The sequence below is a fragment of the Methylomonas sp. LL1 genome, assembly GCF_015711015.1.
GTDB lineage: Bacteria > Pseudomonadota > Gammaproteobacteria > Methylococcales > Methylomonadaceae > Methylomonas.
Genome location: NZ_CP064653.1, coordinates 3,176,552 through 3,195,720, shown reverse-complemented (window position 1 = coordinate 3,195,720; position 19,169 = coordinate 3,176,552). Strand labels below are relative to the sequence as shown.

Annotated in this window: 21 protein-coding genes; 12 read left to right on the top strand and 9 right to left on the bottom strand. The window is 49.1% G+C overall.

Annotation, left to right across the window (positions count from 1 at the left end):
* Positions 1-27: 27 nt before the first annotated feature.
* The 8 genes from IVG45_RS14825 to IVG45_RS14790 are packed head-to-tail and all read left to right on the top strand — an operon-like array spanning position 28 to position 5,586.
* Entirely contained in the window at positions 28-744 is a 717-nt protein-coding gene (locus IVG45_RS14825) for a flagellar motor protein (RefSeq protein ID WP_230874597.1), read from the top strand.
* 15 nt (positions 745-759) lie between these two features.
* Positions 760-1,644 carry a flagellar motor protein MotD gene (motD, locus tag IVG45_RS14820; protein WP_196434580.1) on the top strand — a complete coding sequence of 295 codons (885 nt, stop codon included), beginning with the start codon at positions 760-762 and terminating at the stop codon, positions 1,642-1,644.
* Positions 1,641-2,444 carry a ParA family protein gene (locus tag IVG45_RS14815; RefSeq protein ID WP_196434579.1) on the top strand — a complete coding sequence of 268 codons (804 nt, stop codon included), beginning with the start codon at positions 1,641-1,643 and terminating at the stop codon, positions 2,442-2,444. The genes motD and IVG45_RS14815 overlap by 4 nt, the downstream gene beginning before the upstream one ends.
* Positions 2,441-3,151 carry a chemotaxis protein CheW gene (locus IVG45_RS14810; RefSeq protein ID WP_196434578.1) on the top strand — a complete coding sequence of 237 codons (711 nt, stop codon included), beginning with the start codon at positions 2,441-2,443 and terminating at the stop codon, positions 3,149-3,151. Before IVG45_RS14815 ends, IVG45_RS14810 begins: the two co-directional genes overlap by 4 nt.
* Before the next feature lie 24 nt (positions 3,152-3,175).
* Positions 3,176-3,649, top strand: a complete 474-nt coding sequence (locus tag IVG45_RS14805; RefSeq protein ID WP_196434577.1) for a chemotaxis protein CheW — start codon at positions 3,176-3,178, stop codon at positions 3,647-3,649.
* Between the two features lie 27 nt (positions 3,650-3,676).
* A complete protein-coding gene (locus IVG45_RS14800; protein ID WP_196434576.1) occupies positions 3,677-3,853 on the top strand; it encodes a hypothetical protein in 177 nt (58 codons plus the stop codon).
* Positions 3,853-4,302, top strand: a complete 450-nt coding sequence (locus IVG45_RS14795; RefSeq protein WP_196434575.1) for a DUF2802 domain-containing protein — start codon at positions 3,853-3,855, stop codon at positions 4,300-4,302. The genes IVG45_RS14800 and IVG45_RS14795 overlap by 1 nt, the downstream gene beginning before the upstream one ends.
* Before the next feature lie 30 nt (positions 4,303-4,332).
* The gene (locus IVG45_RS14790; RefSeq protein ID WP_196434574.1) at positions 4,333-5,586 is read left to right on the top strand and encodes an O-antigen ligase family protein; all 1,254 of its coding nucleotides are present in this window, start codon (positions 4,333-4,335) and stop codon (positions 5,584-5,586) included.
* Here IVG45_RS14790 and IVG45_RS14785 read toward each other — a convergent pair.
* Genes IVG45_RS14785 through IVG45_RS14770 form a run of 4 tightly spaced genes read right to left on the bottom strand, consistent with a single transcriptional unit; the run spans position 5,558 to position 9,623 of the window.
* Positions 5,558-6,655, bottom strand: coding sequence for a glycosyltransferase (locus tag IVG45_RS14785; RefSeq protein ID WP_196434573.1), 1,098 nt, complete (start codon positions 6,653-6,655; stop codon positions 5,558-5,560). The genes IVG45_RS14790 and IVG45_RS14785 overlap by 29 nt on opposite strands.
* Before the next feature lie 3 nt (positions 6,656-6,658).
* Positions 6,659-7,777, bottom strand: coding sequence for a glycosyltransferase family 4 protein (locus IVG45_RS14780; RefSeq protein ID WP_196434572.1), 1,119 nt, complete (start codon positions 7,775-7,777; stop codon positions 6,659-6,661).
* Positions 7,774-8,868 carry a putative lipopolysaccharide heptosyltransferase III gene (gene rfaQ, locus IVG45_RS14775; protein WP_196434571.1) on the bottom strand — a complete coding sequence of 365 codons (1,095 nt, stop codon included), beginning with the start codon at positions 8,866-8,868 and terminating at the stop codon, positions 7,774-7,776. The genes IVG45_RS14780 and rfaQ overlap by 4 nt, the downstream gene beginning before the upstream one ends.
* A complete protein-coding gene (locus IVG45_RS14770) occupies positions 8,868-9,623 on the bottom strand; it encodes a glycosyltransferase family 2 protein (RefSeq protein WP_196434570.1) in 756 nt (251 codons plus the stop codon). The genes rfaQ and IVG45_RS14770 overlap by 1 nt, the downstream gene beginning before the upstream one ends.
* A 241-nt stretch (positions 9,624-9,864) precedes the next feature.
* Here IVG45_RS14770 and msbA point away from each other — a divergent pair, with 241 nt between their 5' ends.
* The 4 genes from msbA (at position 9,865) to IVG45_RS14750 (ending at position 14,970) form a co-directional block, all read left to right on the top strand.
* Positions 9,865-11,592, top strand: coding sequence for a lipid A export permease/ATP-binding protein MsbA (gene msbA, locus IVG45_RS14765; RefSeq protein WP_196438044.1), 1,728 nt, complete (start codon positions 9,865-9,867; stop codon positions 11,590-11,592).
* Positions 11,593-11,646: 54 nt separating this feature from the next.
* Entirely contained in the window at positions 11,647-12,819 is a 1,173-nt protein-coding gene (locus IVG45_RS14760; RefSeq protein ID WP_196434569.1) for a glycosyltransferase family 9 protein, read from the top strand.
* A 42-nt stretch (positions 12,820-12,861) separates the two neighbouring features.
* Positions 12,862-13,800 (top strand): glycosyltransferase family protein, encoded by a 939-nt coding sequence (locus IVG45_RS14755; RefSeq protein WP_196434568.1) that lies wholly within the window; start codon positions 12,862-12,864, stop codon positions 13,798-13,800.
* 249 nt (positions 13,801-14,049) lie between these two features.
* Positions 14,050-14,970, top strand: coding sequence for a glycosyltransferase family 9 protein (locus IVG45_RS14750; protein WP_196434567.1), 921 nt, complete (start codon positions 14,050-14,052; stop codon positions 14,968-14,970).
* Between the two features lie 120 nt (positions 14,971-15,090).
* Here the strand turns inward: IVG45_RS14750 and IVG45_RS14745 are convergent, their stop codons facing one another.
* From IVG45_RS14745 to IVG45_RS14725, 5 genes are all read right to left on the bottom strand, one after another.
* Entirely contained in the window at positions 15,091-15,252 is a 162-nt protein-coding gene (locus IVG45_RS14745; protein WP_196434566.1) for a hypothetical protein, read from the bottom strand.
* A 156-nt stretch (positions 15,253-15,408) separates the two neighbouring features.
* Positions 15,409-15,969, bottom strand: coding sequence for a YigZ family protein (locus tag IVG45_RS14740; RefSeq protein WP_196434565.1), 561 nt, complete (start codon positions 15,967-15,969; stop codon positions 15,409-15,411).
* Position 15,970: 1 nt separating this feature from the next.
* Complete coding sequence (locus IVG45_RS14735; protein ID WP_196434564.1) at positions 15,971-16,714, bottom strand: ABC transporter ATP-binding protein; 744 nt, start codon at positions 16,712-16,714, stop codon at positions 15,971-15,973.
* A complete protein-coding gene (locus IVG45_RS14730) occupies positions 16,711-17,469 on the bottom strand; it encodes an ABC transporter permease (RefSeq protein ID WP_196434563.1) in 759 nt (252 codons plus the stop codon). Before IVG45_RS14730 ends, IVG45_RS14735 begins: the two co-directional genes overlap by 4 nt.
* A complete protein-coding gene (locus IVG45_RS14725; protein ID WP_196434562.1) occupies positions 17,469-18,434 on the bottom strand; it encodes an ABC transporter substrate-binding protein in 966 nt (321 codons plus the stop codon). The genes IVG45_RS14730 and IVG45_RS14725 overlap by 1 nt, the downstream gene beginning before the upstream one ends.
* Between the last annotated feature and the right edge of the window lie 735 nt (positions 18,435-19,169).

The window sequence follows — 19,169 nt, the reverse complement described above, 5'->3', positions numbered from 1 at the left end:
GATATTTTAAGCATCATCGGAGTTCTTATGGGGTTTTCCGCCATCATCGGCGGTAACCTGATGGCGGGTGGCGAATTAGGCTCTTTGATGAATTTGCATGCCTTTGTGATTGTGGTGGGCGGTACTCTGGGCGCAACCTTGTTGCAATTTCCACCCAAGGTCTTTTTGCGCGGCTTACGAATCGTGGTCTGGATTGTTAAGCCGGAAAAGCTGATGCTGAACAAGCAGATCGATAAAATTGTGCGCTGGAGTACGATGGCCAGAAAAGAAGGCTTGCTGGGGCTTGAAACCGTTATCGACGGTGAAAAAGACAGCTTTGCCAAGAAAGGTTTGCAACTTTTGGTGGATGGTAACGAGCCCGAAGTGATTCGCGACTGCATGGAGGTGGAACTGTCTACCAAGGAACACCTGGATTTACAGGCGGCTAAAGTATTCGATGCGATGGGTGGCTATTCGCCGACGATAGGCATTATCGGTGCGGTGATCGGTCTGATTCATGTGATGCAAAACCTGGCCAAACCCGAATTACTGGGTAGCGGCATTGCCACGGCCTTTGTCGCAACCATTTACGGTGTCGGTTTGGCCAATCTGCTATTCATTCCGATCGCCAATAAATTAAAAGCGCACATTTTTCAGGCCACGCAGGCTCGGGAAATGATAGTTGAAGGTATTTCCTCGATTGCGGAGGGTGAAAATCCGCGCAATATCGAATTGAAATTGTCCGGCTTTCTGCTGGAAAAATAGATTCCGGCATTGACCATGGCCAGGCGCAGAAAAAGAGTTATCGAGGAAGCTGAGCATCAGGATCGATGGATGGTGTCTTTCGCCGATTTCATCACCTTGTTGTTTGCGTTTTTTGTGGTGATGTATTCGATATCTTCGGTGAACAAGGGTAAGTACGAGACATTTTCCGAGTCTCTGGATAAAGCCTTGTTTCACAGTGAAAAAGTGTTAAGGGAGGTCGAGCCGATTCAGGTGGGAACCATTCCGACGCGCATCCAGCCGATTGAATTGCCCAATCTGATTACGGTAACCCAGGAAGAGCATCAGTTGAGCGAGGAAATCATGGAAGAAAAACGCCGCTTGAATGAAGTGTCCGATGAGTTCCAACGCGCGCTGCAGCCTTTTGTCGAAAGCCAGTTGGTCGGCATCAAAAAACACGACTTTTGGGTGGAACTGGAAATGAATAGCGAATTGTTATTTGCCAGCGGCAAGGCCGAACTGTCGGGCAAGGCGATTCCGGTTCTGGAAAAAGTAGCCGAGGTGGTACGCGACGTGCCGAATGTGATTAACGTCGAAGGCTATACCGATGATGTGCCGATTTCGACCGGAATTTATCCATCCAACTGGGATTTGTCTTCGGCTCGCGCCACCAGCGTGGTCAAGGAATTGGTCAAAAATAACATTCCACCGACCCGATTATCGGCCGTCGGCTTTGGCGAGTTTCATCCGATTGCCGATAACAAGGACGAAGCGGGCCGATTCAAAAATCGGCGCGTGGTGTTGGTGCTGATGTCGCAAGCATTTGCGCGCTATGGCATGACCGATATCGAGCGCGCCAAAGCGTTAAAATTGGCGCCGCAAACCGAAACTCAACAACCGGAACCGGTTGAAAAGGCGCCGGATGCCCCGGCTCAATTATGAAAATATGGTCTGTATCCAACCAAAAAGGCGGAGTGGGTAAAACCACCTCGGTGGTGACGCTGGGAGGGCTGTTGTCTTCCTGGGGCTTTAGAACTCTGTTAGTTGATCTGGATCCGCATGGTTCGTTGACCAGTTATTTCAAAATGAATCCCGACGAAGTCGAGTTCGGCGTTTATAACCTGTTTCGCGATACCGGCGAGAAAAGGAAAAACGTCGACCCCGAACTGTATTTGGCTAAGACCGAATTTGATGGGCTGGCAGTGATGCCGGCGTCGACCGCTATCGCGACCTTGGACCGCCAGGTGGCGCAAATGGGCGGCATGGGCTTGGTGGTTGCCAGCGCACTGGCTAAATTAAAAGACCAATATGACTACGCTATCATCGACAGCCCTCCGATGTTGGGGGTGTTGATGATCAATGCCTTGGCGGCGTGTGATCATTTGATCATTCCGGTATTGGCCGAGTTTTTAGCTCTAAAAGGGCTGGATAGAATGGTGCATACCATCAACATGGTATTCCATTCGCGCAAAACACCGCCCAAATTTACCATCGTACCCACCATGTACGACAAACGAACCAAGGCGGCGCGAGAAAGTTTGGTGGCCCTGCATCAACAGTATCCGGCGAATGTCTGGGATTCGGTTATTCCGGTCGATACCAAGGTGCGAGATGCCAGTCGGGTTGGCGTGCCTTTACCGCTGTTTGATAAAAGCGCCAAGGCCGTCGAAGCTTATTCGGAATTATTGGAACTGTTATTGCTTGATAAAGCCGGCGACAAACCCTTGGCGAACCGGACATGAATCAGGCAAAACCCCCGCAGCGTATCGTTCATCAGCAACTGGCCCTGGATGCCTACCTGAGAACCTTATTGGATGAAATTCCGGAGGTTACCCCGATAGACGATCAGGCGCCGCTTGGCTTGGCCTCGGAGGCAAAACATCCGCCGAAGTCGGTGACACAATCACCCAAGCCGGTCATTAGCGCCAAGCCCCTGATCGAACCCTTGCAAAACCAGCTTGTAGCGTTCGAAAATCCGGCTAAACTACATCCACTTTCCGTGATGCCCGATTGGGCTCAGCACGAATTTCAAGCCTTGTTTTTTAAAGTTGAGCATTTGATTTTGGCCACACCTCTGGTCGAATTGTCCAGAACCATCAAAATTGGGCGTAAACCCGGCAAAATACCTGGCCAGCCGTCTTGGTTCATGGGATTGTTGGATGAACATGACAGCCGCATCGGAGTATTGGACACCGGGCAATTGATTTTTGGCAAAAGTCGCGGCAGTCAGCGGGACTTGGAAAGCAAGCCATTTACAAACCTTCTGATTACGCGGGATAAACGTTGGGGTCTGGCTTGCGACGAAATCTTGTCGATAGGTAAGCTAAAGCCAGAGAAGGTCAGATGGCGTACTAGCCGGCAAAAAAGACCCTGGCTGATCGGCACCGTGATTGAGGAATTGACCGCTATAATCGACTTGCAAGAGTTGGTGCCGCATCGAAGAACATAAATCTAACCCTTTTGGATGAAAAACATGAGCGAAGATAGAAAACAAAGCGACCCCATCATGCAGTGGGTGACTTTTTGTCTGGGTGAAGAAAAGTACGGTATCAATGTGATGCAGGTACAGGAGGTACTGCGGGTCACTGAAATCGCACCGGTTCCTGGCGCGCCGTCCTATGTGCTGGGCATTATCAATTTGCGCGGCAACGTGGTGACGGTAATCGACACCCGTAATCGTTTCGGCTTGCCTTCAAAGGAAACCGATGATGCCTCGCGGGTGGTGATTATCGAAACCGACCGGCATATTATCGGTATTTTGGTCGACAGTGTTGCTGAAGTGGTGGAAATGCGGGCATCGGAAATCGAAACCGCGCCGAATGTCGGTAACGAGGAAAGTTCCAAATACATCCAGGGCGTGACCAGTCGTGATAACAAGTTGCTGATTTTGGTCGATTTAAATAAATTCCTCAGCGAGGACGAAAAAGCCGAGTTGGACATGTTCTAATTTGGCTTGTAATTTTGGTGCTGAGCTATGTCGGAAATCATGCCGATACCGCCTAGTCCGCCACTGCCGGTGGTGCATAAAGTCGAGCGCGAGAAAGAGCGGAACAGTGACAAGAGTAAACAACAATCCAAGGATGATACGTCGGCAGGCAAACAGCCGACTCGAAATGATCAGCCCGCTCGGCATATTGATGAAATTGTGTGATGAATGATCTTTTATTGCCAGGTATTGCGGGTGTTTTAGCGTTGGCGTCTACATTGTTGGCTATCGGCTTGATTCGGCTTTGGCGCGAACAAAAAAAGCTTATACGGGATGTGCGAACTCTGGCCTCGCAACTTCAGCGTGGCAACGATGACATTGCCGGCTTGTGTTCGGCGGCCGTTGCCGTAGACAAGCGCTTAGCCGCCAACGAGTCGCGGCTAAGTAACTTACTCGATAGCATCAGCTTCCAGCCTCAATCATCATCGCAAGCCCGCTATGAAGAGGCCGTTCAGCATGACGAAGAGCAAGATCAGGATCACGATCACCACGATCAAGGCTACCAACTGGCCATAGAAAAAATACGTCGAGGTGCCAATGTCGAAGAGTTGGTGAAAAGTTGCGGTTTAACTCGTGATGAGGCGGTTTTGTTGGTTCGATTACATGGGCGATAAACGCCCCTATCTATTTATATTTAAAAATTAATGCAAGTATTCAAGCCGGTTTTCGAAAAATGGCAGGCAGCGCCTGTGTTGAGCCTTTTGGCGTTTATTCTGGTTCTACCCGTATTTGAAACGCCGAAAACGGTCTTTTTATGTTTATTTTATCTATTGGGCATCTATTCAATATGGAAAAATAGAGAAAGTCATCGCTGGCAACACGACGATACATTGTTAGTGTTTTGGATGTTGAGCGGTTTTGTGGTGGCTTGGTTTGCCGGTATTCAGCATAAGGAATGGGATGGGGCTACTGGGATTTTAAAGCTGTCATTGTTTCTGTTGGTTTTAAAAAATATTTCACTGAGTGAAAGGCTCAGGCAAACCGTTTCCATGGTTATTATATTATCCACTTTGTTAGCCACGGCTGCGGGGCTTTGGCAACTGTTTGTTACCAAGCAACAGTCAGCGTTGGAGTTAAACTCGGTCGGTCATGTTAACCATTCGGCCATTTATCTGGGACTGAACTTTGCGTTGGCATTGGCGATGAGTCTGACATTAAAAAAAACCGATTCAATTTCCTCGAAAGCCTTTGTGATCTTCTGTCTGCTGATCACTGCGGCCAGTGTAGTGCTTTCCAATAGCCGAGCCACTATTTTCACTATTGCCGTTATTGCGATGTCATTTGGGCTGACATGGTTGAAACGGAGTAAATGGCCGTTGTTGGTTTTACTGTTAAGTATTTTCACAACTGTGGCTGGATTGTATTTTGAAGATGCCCAAGTGGTGCAGAAGCATGTTCAACAAACATCACAAGGCCCTTATCTGGGGGAGAGGCAGGCAATTTGGAACAGTAGTCTGCTGGCTTGGCGTCAGTTCCCCGTTTTCGGTCTAGGGATCAAAAACTTTGGCCAAGCGACTGTGGAATTGCAATCAGAATGGCTGAGTGCCGAAGGTAAAGCCTTCGTGGAAGGGCAATATTTAGCCTGTGCGCATGTGCATAACTTTTATCTATCCACGTTGGCGGAGCAGGGGGTGTTTGGCTTCAGCATCACCTTGCTGGTATTGGGGCGAATTGGGTTTTTGTTGTACAAAAATCGCCCCAGGTTAGCTGACTCGAATAGCTATTGGTGCAGTTGGCTGGCTGCTTTCGGAGCCATTCAAGTCGTGTTGGTCAACGGTCTGCTCAACACCACGCTGCATACCGAGCACGGACTATTAACGCTGTTATTGATTGGGTTGTGGTGGGCTGGTCTGGATCAACGCAATAGCGCTATCGGGATTGGGCGCAGGCATTCATAAAAACCCGTTCCATCGCATCCAGCATCGCGCTATCGGAGAAGTTTTCCGCCGCGAATTCAGCCGCCTTGGCGCCCATTTGCCGGCGTTTATCCGGGTTATTGATTAAAGCGGCCAGGGCTTGTTGCAACTCAGCGGTGTTTTCTGGACTGACGATCAGCGCACTTTCACCCGCTAAAACCGCTTCATCGATACTGCCGACCAAGGTGGTCACGGCGGGAATACCGCAGGCCTGAGCCTGCATTAACGCTTGAGGGACGCCTTCGTTGGCATAGGAAGGCAGACAAAAGATGTCCAGCGCTTGCAGCCAAGTTTGAATATTGTTTTGGCGCCCGGCAAAACTGACGTTATTCACCAGATTCAATTGTTTGACTAGTTCATGCAGGGCATCCCATTGCGGGCCATCGCCGACAATCAATAAGTGTAAATTTTCCCGTTCCGGTAATGCTGCAAAGGCTTCCAGCAGATAGCGATGGCCTTTCCAGCTGCGCAAAGTAGCGACAATGCCGATGATCGTTTTATCGCTAGGTAAATTCAGTTGAAGCCGCGCCTGCTGTTTGTCGCCGGGTTTGAAGCGTTGTAGATCGATGCCGGTGCGGATCGAGCTGACTTGCTCGGCCGGAAAGCCGTTAGTATCGATTAAGGTGCGGCGCAGTTTTTCGCCGGTGGTGACGATATGCCGGCTGGCCTTGGTATACAGCCAGCGGCTGAATGCATTGTCACCAATGGGCGCGGAAATGTGCCGGCTGCGGACAATGGCGGGTGGATTAGGCATCAGTTTTGCCGCCAGAGCCGTTAGCCAGCTGTCGGTGGAGCTATGGGTGTTGACCACGTCCGGACGATTGGCGCTCAACCAGCGATAGATTGCCCACAGTCCGGCTAGGCGTTTTTTGCCTATCGGCAGGGCAACCACATCAAGGCCGCGTGTTTGGGCGATGCTGTAGATTTCAGCATGGCGGGGACACAGCAAGGTCAGCTGATGCCCACGATTTTTGAGTCCCAAGGCTTCGGTTAGAATCCGCATTTCCTGTCCGCCAAAGCCCATTGAAGCTTCGGTATGCACTATTTTCATTATTTATACGCCTAATGATTGATATAAATGGGTCAGCGCGTCGCCGATAATGCTCCAGTCGTGGCTTTCGGCCCTGGCTCTGGCTAGGAGGCCCATGTCGTGAGCCAGTTGGCGATCGCTGAGTTTTTGCATCGAATCAGCCAGCTGTTGAATATCCAGCGCATCGCAAACAAAGCCGTTCACGCCGTTGGTCAAAATCTCGGCCGCGCCGGATTTTAGACTGGTGATGACGGGTAATCCGCTAGCCATGGCTTCCAATACCGCGTTCGAAAAAGGATCGTAAAGCGTGGGAAGCACAAACACGTCCGACAGCCCATAAAACGGCTTTACGTCTTGTTGAGAGCCGAAAAATAAAACCCGCTCGCCTATATTCAACTGCTTAGCGAGAGTCCGATAGCGCTGTTCGTGTTTGTCGTGGCCGACAACCAGCAGGTAACCTTGTTGCTGCAAAGCGAAGGCTTGCAACGTTTGTTTCAGTCCCTTGCGCTGGTAGCCGGAACCGACGAACAGATAAACCGGTGCATCGGCCGGAATCCGCCATTGTTGGCGTAGTTGGTCTCGCTCCTGTTTTAAACCCGGATGAAATGCTTGAGTATCGATGCCGTTGGGAATGACGTGGATTTTATGTTCCGCAATCCGGAAATAGCCCAGCATTTCGTTCTTGACCATGTCCGAATTACATATCACGGCTCGCAATCTACCACCTTCGAGCATTTTTCGTTCGGCCAGCTTTAGATACAGATGATACGGATTGGCTTGCAGCAGAAAGCCCATAAGGCTATTCATCTGGCGCGAACGCTGTTTCAGCCATTCACGATGGACACCGTCGCCGGCTCGGTAAATATCGCAGCAGCACAGCCGTTCATGGCTTTGGATTAAATCCACATCCAGCTTTTCGGCGGTTTTACAGGCAAAAACGGCGAATCCCAAGTCCCGTGTCAGACGGCCCAGATAAAACGGGTTGCAGGCATGAAATTGTATGCCTTCGATGGGCTCCCATTTTCGGGCGATTAAATGCAAGGTGACACCACGCCGCTGGCTCAGAGCCGATAGTGCGCGACTGACGAAGCGTTCGGCTCCGCCATAAGGGTTGTAGCGCTGGCGGATGATGGCGATCTTCAAGCCCTGGGTTCCCCTATCAACGACAGAGTCGCCTGGATCACAGCATCAGCCTGAATCGCTTGTAAGCAATCGCTGATTTTGCCGTTACCGCAGCCGTCGAGGCCGCAAGGCCGGCAACTGAAGGGGCTGGTCAGGATACGATGATGTACGTGCCAGGGGTGCCAGGATTGCTCGCTACTGGGGCCAAACAAGGCGACACAGGGCGTATCAACGGCGGCGGCGATATGCATCGCTACCGAGTCCAGGCCGATGAAACAGCGGGCCTTGGCAATCAACGCAGCAAGCTCCGGCAAGCTTAATTGTCCCGATAAGTCGATTGCAGTATTTGGTTGATGTCGAAGGATGGTTTGCACATAATTACATTCGGCGGCATCGGGGCCGGAAACCATGACCGTGGCAATGTTGCGCGAGGTCAATGCCTGCAACACTTTGGCAAAACCGCGGGTATTCCAGCTTTTAAACATCCAGCGCGAAGCGGGATGAATAACGATGTAGTGGCCGGCTTGCAGGTTCTCCGATTCGAGGAGGCTGCTGATTTTGTTCACCGCGACGGTGTTAATCGGCATCAGCAATGGTTTGTTTTCAGCTAGCGGGTAGAGACCGATACGGCGCAAGGCATCCAGATGAGTTTCCACCGTATGACGCGGGGTTTGCGGTTGGCTGTAAACATGCGAAAAACTGTTGCGCCAAAACTCACCGCGTTTGTGCGGATATTTTTGCGCCACGCTATAGGTAGGGCCAAGCAGACGTGCCAACCAGGCCGCGCGCATGCGGTCGGTCAAGCCGATAAGCAACTGATAATTCCGTTGTTTTAAGCGACGATATAGGCGGAATTCCTGGATAACTTTTTGCAGCGTCTGTTCTTTCCAAGCTCTATCGATAGTCAGGATTTTTGAGATATGCGGGTTGCCTTCCAGCATGCAGGCGGTATCAGCATAGACTAAGGCGTCGATTTCCAGATGCGGATATTGCCGTTTCAGGGTCGAAAATACCGGAGAGGTCAGTAGTACATCGCCCAGATGTTGCAACTTAATCACCAGTACCCGTTGTACTTGGGAAAAGTCGACTTTATCCTTCAGATAGCTTTGCATTATTTGGCTAGGAAACTTAATTTGAGATAACGGTAATAGGTTTCTTCACCCTTGCTGATCGCGGCTATTAAGCCGGCGGAGCCATCCAGAAAACCGGCGCGTAAACAATAGGCCCTAAAGAAGGCCCAGCCGCCTCTGGCCAGGGCCTTGGCCAGGCCTCCTCGCTTTTGTTTGCCGTGCGCTTGGCTGGCGCCGGCGGATGAATAGGCGTTAATTTTTTCGAGTAATTGCTCGAGGCTGACATAACTGTAATGAATAATCGGTTCTTGCAGTTTTTCGACTTTTCCTTGAAGCAACACGGTTTCGTGTACCAGCACCGGGCTAAATTCGCCAAGCTCGCGCCGAAATAGTCTCAGCACATAATCGGGCCACCAACCGCCATGGTGCATGGCCGTCCCGAGGAAAAAGGCCAGACGCGGTAATAGGTAACCGTCGGCGCTGGGTGCAACCAGGATATTTTGGATCAACTGTCTCAGAGTCGGGCTGATGCGTTCATCGGCATCCAGCGACAACACCCAATCGCCCGTAGCTTGTTTTAGGGCCAGGTTTTTTTGAAAACCGAAGCCTTGCCAGTCCGAATTAATCAGCACTTTTGCTCCCAACTCCCGGCAAATTTTTACTGTTTCATCGCTACTGCCGGCGTCGACCACGATAATTTCATCGGCCCAACTAACCGATTCCAGACAGGCGCGGATATTTTCCGCCTCGTTTAGGGTTATGATAATGACGCTAAGTTTGGGATTTTGATTGGGCATGGATGTTGGGCTTGCCGGGCAAGATGACTCCGGCTGGCAAAAAATGTTGGTTAGTTTCTTGGAATAATTTAGGCAAGCACCAAGAATAATCCGATTCTCGCTGATTCTAGCGGATTGAACAGTATCTTGCCACCGATAGCGGAATGCAAGGCTTGGCCGGGGGTTACCGGGGCTGCGAACCGGAGTCGGACAGTACAATTTTAAAAAAGGTGAACTATTGAATAAAGTGACACATTCGGGCATGTCGAATACGGCCGTATATAAACGCTTAATGCGCTACGTGCTGCCTTATTGGCGCATGTTCATTATCAGCAGTATCGGCTATGCGATATATGCCGGCACTCAGCCAATATTCGCGATGATTATTCAACATATTATCGATACCTTGAATAGTCAGGATAAAAAGGACATTGCTTATTTGCCCTTGCTGTTTGTAGGACTCTTCGTGGTCAGGGGCGTCGGCTCGTTTTTAGGCAATTATTATCTGGCCCGGATCTCGGGTAATGTGATTCATAAATTGCGCTGTGAGATTTTCAATCACTACACGCGGCTATCGGTGCAATATTTCGATGCCAACAACAGTGGTTACATGATTTCCCGCATCACCAATAATATCGGCGAAGTGACTCGCGCCACCACCGATTCGGTGCGTTCGTTTGTCCGGGAAGGATTTACCGCGGCCGGTTTGTTGATCTATCTGACTTATACCAACTGGCAGTTATCCCTGGTGTTTCTGGCGATAGCGCCGGTAGTGGCCTTGATGGTCAAATATGTGGGCGGGCGCATGAAGCGCTTGAGCCGCAACATGCAGGACACGGTGGGTGATCTGACTCATATCACCTCGGAAATGGTGATGGGTAACCGCATCGTCAAGGGCTTTGGCGGCGAGGCTTACGAGCGCCAGCGCTTTAGGGACTGCAGCCTGGAGAACCGTAAACAGTATCGAAAACTAATCATGACTGTGTCGATCAATAACCCGACGATGCAGTTGATCATTTCGCTGGCACTGGCCGGCATGATGTATCTGGCTCTAATTTTGATGAAGGATGCCGGTGCCGGCGAATTCGTGGCTTATTTGACCGCCGCCTTCATGCTGCCGAAACCCATTCGGCAGCTTAGCGATGCCAACGCCGAGATATTGCGCGGCATAGCCGCCGCCGAATCGTTATTTGAAGTATTGGATCAACCGGTGGAAGTTGATCAGGGAACGCATCAGGTTCAGCGTTGCCAGGGGCGGATTGAATTCAAGAACCTTCGTTTTACCTATCCGGGTAGCGATACCCCAGCCTTGAATAATATTAATCTGACTATCGAGCCTGGAAAAACCGTGGCTTTGGTGGGCGCCTCCGGTGGTGGGAAAACCACGCTGATCAATTTATTGCCCCGGTTTTACGATTACGTTGACGGCGAGATTTTGATCGATGGCATCGAATTGAAACATTATAAAATGGATTGTTTGAGGCAGCAGATCGCGTTGGTCACTCAGCATGTCACCCTGTTCAATACCACGGTTGCGAACAATATTGCCTACGGTGCCTTGCAAGATGCCGAACGTCACCAAATCGAGCAGGCGGCAACCGATGCCTATGCGATGGAGTTTATCGGCAAAATGTCGCAAGGCTTGGATACTCAAATCGGCGAAAATGGCGTCAAACTATCCGGCGGGCAGCGCCAGCGCTTGGCTTTGGCGCGCGCTTTGTTGAAAGATGCGCCGATTTTGATTCTGGACGAGGCGACATCGGCGCTGGATACCGAGTCGGAGCGCTATATTCAGGCCGCATTGAGTCGGGTCATGAAAGGCCGCACCACGTTGGTGGTAGCTCATCGCCTGTCCACGATAGAAAACGCCGATGTGATTTTAGTGATGGATAAAGGCCAAATTATCGAGAGTGGTTCGCATCAAGAGCTGTTGGCGCTTAACGGGGCTTACGCGAAGTTGCATAATATGCAATTTCAAACGATGGAATAATTTAACGGAACCCTATTTTATGTTGTTCTTGAGTTCAAAAAGTTAGTGGTAAAAATGAATAATAAAAAAAATGGACGATTCTATTTCAGGGTGTTGGTTTTTGTTCATGCGCTATATAACTTTTTGATTAACATTTTTAAAAAGCGTTGTCGGCCCAGACAACCCCGCTATTTTCTGATTGCCCATCATTTATTGCTGGGCGATACCCTAATGCTGACGGTCATGTTGGCGAATTTGCGCAATCTATATCCCGATTCCGTCATGTATTTTTTGGTTTCGGAACAGTTTGCCGGGTTGTATGAAAAGTCGCCCTATAATGTTAGGGCAATCGGCTATGATCCACGAATTCCAAACTCTTTTGATAATCTAAAAAAGGTTATCAAACAGGTCGATATAGCTTTTATTCCCGGCGATAACCGCTTTTCGATGTTGGCTTATAGTCTCAAATCAAAATGGATTGTGGCATTTGAAGATGTGCCGGGTAGCGGTTTGAAAAACTTGTTTGTGGATGAGTTTGTGCCTTTGCCCAAGGAAGCTATCAATTGGGAGGATATGAACTTACAGTTGATTAATTCCGCTTCCAAGCAGCCCGATAAGCAAAAATCAGTTGTTTTATATAATAAGAAAGATTGGCCGGCACCTTCTTTTGAAGCCTATCCAAGGCCCGAGAATTATGTCATTTTGCATGTGGGCGCTTCCACCCCGCTTAAGTATTGGCAAAGCGAAAAATGGTTCGATTTGGCTAACAAACTCGATGCTTTGGGTTATCAAGTGGTTTGGACCGCCAGTTATAAGGAGAAAGCAATCATTGAACAAATCGATCCACTGCACAAATTTACAGCCTATTCCAATTTAAGTTTGCCCCAATTATGGGATTTGATCGAGCATGCAATATTGGTGATATGCCCGGATACCGGTGTTGCGCATTTGGCAAAGATAACCGATACGCCGGTCATCGTATTATTTGGGCAGGGTTCGGATGTTTTGTTTGGCAAGGGTTCGTTCTTTAACAATCATCGTTTTTATAAGGCGATCATTGTAGACAACATTCCTTGCAGGGATCAAAATCTATTGTTCAAACGACCGGTTTTCTGGGTAAGGCGTTGCAACCGGACAACCAGGGAATGTCAGCAAAATATATGCATGGATCAAATTTCGGTTGATTTGGTTTATAAAAGTGTCATTGATCTTATGCAAGGTCGTAGTGGTTTGCGAGATTATACTTAGTTAGCTTATCTGTTAAATAAATGTGTCTTTGGAATGTGATCAATGCGAATATTTATTGACTTTCGTAAGCCATTCGTCGCTCTTGAACAAGCATTGTTTGTTGAGGGTTGTGAAATTGTCAGGGATTACAATTGGGAACAGTTTGGATTAGAAGGCTTTGACGCATGTCTGGTGGATTTTTGTGATAGTGCGCGTCACATAAAACGCCTATGGCAAATGAATCGCTATTCACGTAAATCGGGAACTATTTTAATTGGGATAGATAGGGATGCTCCTTGGCATAAAGGCGTTAAACGGCATAAGCTTTGGTTAATGTCAAAACTGAAGCTATTGGATATTTATGCATCCCATTCCATCCAGGAATCGAATCGCTTTGCTCAGTCTTTATATCTGCCAAATGCTGCTTGGATAGAAAAATATCATCTATATGGACGTACTTTAGAATCTTTAAGATATTCCGGTGGCTACATATATGATGTGTCGTTCATAGGTAATATCAATGCAGACCGATATCCTGAACATAGAAAAAGGCTAGATTTTTTAAATCAATTAAAAGCTAAGTTGCATGTTTTTGGGGTTAATATTGCTATATTTGAAAGTGAAAATATGAAAGTCAAAGATCAAGTCGAAATAATTCAGCATAGCCGGATAAATCTTAATTATTCCGCTGCCGCCGATAATAATGGTGAAATAAGCTGGGGTTTGCCCGAACGATGCTATGGTATTCCTTCGTGTGGAGGTTTTCTATTATCTGACCGTCGCCAACATGCGGCATTAGATTTTGATCTGAATACACAATGGATCGACTTTGGTGATATGGATGAGTGTGTTAGCAAAATTAGACATTACCTATCTCATTTTGATCAAGCTAGAGTAGTTGCTGAAGCCGCCTATAATCGAGTAATTAGTGATCACACTTATTCAAATCGCGCTCGTAGTTTGTTAAATGCAATTGGTGCATTAGAAAAGCATGGAATATAACTGATGCCGGGGCGGAAAAATACTTTAAGTTTTGTGCTGTAGAGTCAATAGGATTCGGATTGTTAACAGATTAGGAATATATCAAAGGTGAATATCTTCAGCATGTATAGATGTCGAATAAAAAAGCCGGTTGATATTATCAAGCAGCCTTGGTTGGATTTTGAACGGGCGATTTCATTTGTTATCTATAAATGTTTGGCAAAAATAGTAAGGACTAGAGAGTATCCCGCGCCTGTCAATAAAATATTATTGATAAGGCGGAATCGTCTGGGCGATGCGGTTAATCTGTTGCCGGTTATTGAAGGTATCAAACAATGCCAGCCCCGAATCGAAATACATGTTCTGGCTAGTCAATACAATGCAGTGATATTTCAGCATAGCCCGTATGTGGATAAAGTTCATCGGATTGACGAAAAATGGCTGCTCGGGAAACTCAGTTTATTCATGCACCCGTTGTTGCTGAGTTTGCGTGGCGAGTCGTTTGATCTGGTTATTGGGCTTGGCGGCTATTCCTCGGTTTTAGCGCAATTGGTTTTTTGGGTAAAAGGCAAATATAACGTCGGGATGTTGTCCAAAAAAGGCACGTTGTATGACCTGGCCTTCGATAAAGGCGTGCATGAACTCGTGATGGATGGCAAGCATCATGTCGACGATATGGCGCATATCGCGCGCAATGCCGGCTTGGCGTTGCCGGATCCATTGCCGTATACGCGGATGGTCGGCAATAGCCTCAAACAGGATAATTGGTTGGCGATTTGTCCCGACGTTAAGAGAATGGAAAGCCGATATGCGATAAATCAGTATGCCCAAGTCGTAACCGAATTGTTGAGCAACAACGAGGTTAACAAAGTCATACTGTTTACCGAAAATGCAAGCAGCGTTTATCGGGAATTGGAACAATACGGTGCCCAATGGTGTTCGACTCAAAATGTCGAAGAGTTCATTCGGGAAGTTTCCCAGTGCGAATGGGTGATCAGCGCCGAGGGTGGTAGCGCGCATATAGCCGGTGCGCTGGGATTGGGGGTAATTGTGCTTTCCGGCATGGGGCATCAGGTCTATTGGCGGCCTTATGCCGAATTTACCAGGGTTTTAGAGCGGAAAAACGCTGTCAACCAGATTCAGCCCGGCGAGATAATGACTGAATTCAGGGCTTTAAAAGCTTGTATGTAAGAGAGTGTTTGAAGCGGCTATGAGCAAAACAAAAAAAGCCCCGCTTCTAACTGCGGGGCAGAGTAGTTAACAGCGCTTGATTGACTGTTACTTAACAACGAGGGAAGTGCGACAAAAAACTTAAGCTTTAAACGAGCCGGTAAAATCGAGATTGCTCGAGATAGTGGCCGCGCCGAACAACATAGTGGAAAGAATGAACTCACCGGACATAAAACCGAACACGCCGGTTGTAAAAAAAATGCCGGTAACAATGTCTCTATATAGGTTGCTGGATTTGTTCATTTGAAGCTCCTAGACTGATTTCAGTCAATTCAATGAAGACGGCTTAACTATAACGCTTATTTTTTTATTTACAATAAGGTTAATTGTGCATGCTTTGTTTCAAAATAAAGAACAATGAGTCATGAATCTGTCACAGTTCTTTAGTAGGCTGCCGGATTATTGGAAGATAAGCCGCAAGGCTTCGAGATTTTGTTTGGGGATTTTGATCACGGTGTGAACCTGTTCGGCGAAATCCTGTTGCAGAACTTCACCGTCCAGTTTTTTGAGTTGATAGTCCAGCATTTGAAGCTGGCTGTAGTCCAAGGTTAACCGCACATCGGCCATTTCGATGTAATCGATGATTTCCGCGCACTCGATCACCTGTTTGGCAATATTGCCATAGGCTCGTGTCAGTCCGCCCGCGCCCAACTTGATGCCGCCAAAATAGCGGATTACCGCCACAACCAGGTTAATCAATTGTTTGCCTTCCAGATGCTGAAAGACCGGTTTGCCGGCGGTGCCGCTCGGTTCGCCGGCATCGTGAAAGCGGCGGATTAAACCGTCCGGCGACTGAATCCGGTAGGCATGGACGATATGGTTGGCGTTGGGATGCTGGTCATGCAGTTTTTTCAGCAGCAGCAAAGCTTCGCGTTCAGATGCGCAGGGACTGATAATACCGATGAAGCGGGATTTCTTGATAGTCTCCTCGTATTCGCGGGTTTTTACGACGATTTTCACCTTACAACAGTCCGCTGATTTCCGGGTGGTGTTGCAGCAATTGTTCGCGAAAAGCGTCGATGCGGCTTTCGTCGTGGCGTTGCTCGCGGGCAATCGCTACATTGATGTCGCTGACTATCCGCATCGGCGATGGCGACAGAAAAATCAGCCTATCGGCCAAGGCGATGGCTTCGCGTAAATCGTGGGTGACAAACAACACAGTATGAGGCCGCTGTTGCCATAGCGAATATAAAAGGCTCCTAACCTGACGGGCGGTTGGCGCATCCAGCGACACAAAAGGCTCGTCCATCAATAATATGTCGGGATTGATGGCAAAGGCGCGGATGATGGCTACCCGGCGTTGCATACCCAGCGACAGCCGCTCCGGATATTGATGCTGAGCATCCAGCAATTGCATGCTGTCCAGCAGGCTGTCTATCAACGCGGCAGGCGGCTGATCCTCGAAAACCAGTTCGATGTTTTGTCTGACGGTATGCCAGGGCAAAAGTCGAGGATTTTGAAAAACGTAGCCGATAGCAGGAACTTTGTCGGGGCGGCCCATGTTGATCTGGCCATCGTAATGCCGGTCCAGGCCGGCGATCATGTTCAACAACGTGGTTTTGCCGCAGCCGGAGGGGCCGACCAGGCAGACAAACTGATTGGGGTGCACGGTAAAATCGAGTCCGGCAATCGCATGATGGCGCTGGGCGGTATCGTGCTCCAAGACATAGGTTTTGTTGGCTATGCGGATGCGAATGTCGCTCATCGCCGCCACCTTAGGGTTTTTCTGTCCAGAGGTTTTAACAGCATAACTTCAATCAGCTGAATCACCGCCACGAAGGCAAAGCTATAGGCCAGCAAACTGGCGACATCGAACAACTGAAAAAAGATGTGCAGTTGATAACCCATGCCGTTGCTACGGCCCAGTAATTCCACCACCAGAATGATTTTCCAGATCAGCGCCAAGCCGGAGCGGGTGGCCGCCATCACAAACGGATGCAATTGCGGCCAGATCACATGCAGAAAGGTTTTACGCCGGCTGAAACGGTAGCTTTGCGCCATTTCCAGCAAGTCTCGGTCCAATGTCCGCGCGCCCTCGCGGATGGTGACGATTACATTGGGCAGCTTATTGATTACCACCGCCAGTATCGCCGCCGATTCCACCAGGCCAAACCAGACATAACACAGGATGATGGTGACCAGGGCGGGGATGTTCAGGAAAATCACCAGCCAGTTGTCAAAAAAAGCATTCAGGGTTTTGTTTTTACCCAGCACGATGCCTATCGCGCAGCCCAGCAGCATGGCCACGCTGAAACTACCCAACAGGCGCAACAGGGTCACGCCCAAATGATAGGGCAGTTCGCCCGAAAGCGTGGCTTGCCATAACACGACGGCGACCCGCGCCGGAGCCGGCAAGGTCGGGCTTTGTAAGGCAAACGCCAATATTTGCCAGATCGCCAGCAACAGCGCTATCGATAAAACCGCCGGCAGGTGGCTCCGATAAAATCCGGTCGATCGCATCAATTTGAGGGCCAGAAAGTGCCCGGTTGCAATTGCTCAATTTTGCCGGTGAGTTTGTTGTCGCCCAGTTGGTGCAGCATTTGGTAAATTTTTTCGGCGGCCTTTTGCTCTGCTTCGCCCCAGCGCTCGACGCGGCCCTGGCAGTAGCGGGTTCTTAATTGCTGCTGGGTGCCTGCATCGTCGGTTTCGGTGAGATTGGCGATTTTTTGCCAGGATTGATCCGAGTTGCACAGTTTGTCCCTGGCGGCTTGCGCGGTTTTCAGAAATTGCTGTAGAGCCGGTTTATAGTGATCGCCCCAGCTTTGCTTGAACACATAACCCAGACTCGGCACCGATTCGGTGATGCCCAGTTGGCGGACAATGTCCTCGCCGCTCAGCAATTGCCGGTAACCTTGCGCTTCCAGGCGGGCGGCAAATTGCCAGTAGGTTAACAGCGCGTCGATGCGTTGGCTGGCCAGTTGCTGATTCAACAGCGGCGGAGCGCCGTAAACTTTTTCCAGTGAACTGTTCAGGTCAATACCTTGTTGCTGGCTCAGTGCCTGTAGTAACAGCCAGTTTTTGTCCAACTCTCCGCCGGCGACACCCAGTTTCTTACCCTTCAGATCGGCCAGGGTTTTAATGGGGCTATTGGCCGGCACCAGCAGTCCGCCCGAGGTGTCGGCATAAGGATGAAAAGTGTAGTCGTTGCCCGCCGCGCGCATGCTGGATGTCCAAATCCAGTCGGAAACGATCATATCGACGCTGCCGGCCTGCAAGGCCACTTTGCCGGCTTGTTGATTGGTGAGGGCGACGGTTTCGAGCGTAAAGCCGGCGTTTTCCAATAACCCCTCGTTTTTCATCGCCGCCAATTCCCAGGCCAGTGTGCCGGAAGTCATGACGCCCAGCCGAATAGTGGGTGTTTCGGCGCTGATGCCAAGTTTAGAAAATAGCGTAAAACAGATTAACAACAGAATAGTCGGATTCATCGTGGAGCCTTGCCTATTTTGATTATGCAAAGGCCAATTTTAGCGCAGCCGGCCTCGAAGCGAGAATGTTTGTCGGGATGGCCGGAGAAAAACAACTTGTGCAGGCAAGTATCGATTATTTTCGGGTGATGGCTGCTGCCGTGGTAAAAAGCCTTGGTGGGCTGTTGGCGAGGAGTCTATTCGCGGGTACCCAGACACAGTTAACTGCTTACGTTCATTCCGAGCAGGCTCTAGGTCGATGGAGCGCGACGGCTAGGCTTCGACCCCTAAGCGGAAGTTCGCATATCTATCTGGAATGCCTGGTTGAAAAGGCATAGTGGGCTTTTTTTGCCTGAATGTTGACTTCTAGTCCCTTTTTCGTGGTCTACTTGAAAATATCTACGCCTTGATAGGCGAGGCTGATCACTTCTTTCTTGCTGATATTTTGATCCCTCACAGAGGGGGCAATCACTTCAAAATCACTTTTACCAATATTGAGCAAGCCAGTCGCCGATTTCACCAATCCCGTGGTCTTGATGTCTTACGAGGAGGGATGCATCATCAGCCTCCGTTTCGGCATTGATGGTGTCCATGTAACTCCAGTTGATTAATGAAAAGATATTTATCTATTCATTAATCAACTGGAGTTACATGGACACAGTGAGCAAGAGCATTGATTCGTGAGTAATAAAATTGTCTTATCAAAAAAATCAGCGTAAATTCCGAGCTTGCCTAAAACTGGATTGGAAATGTGGT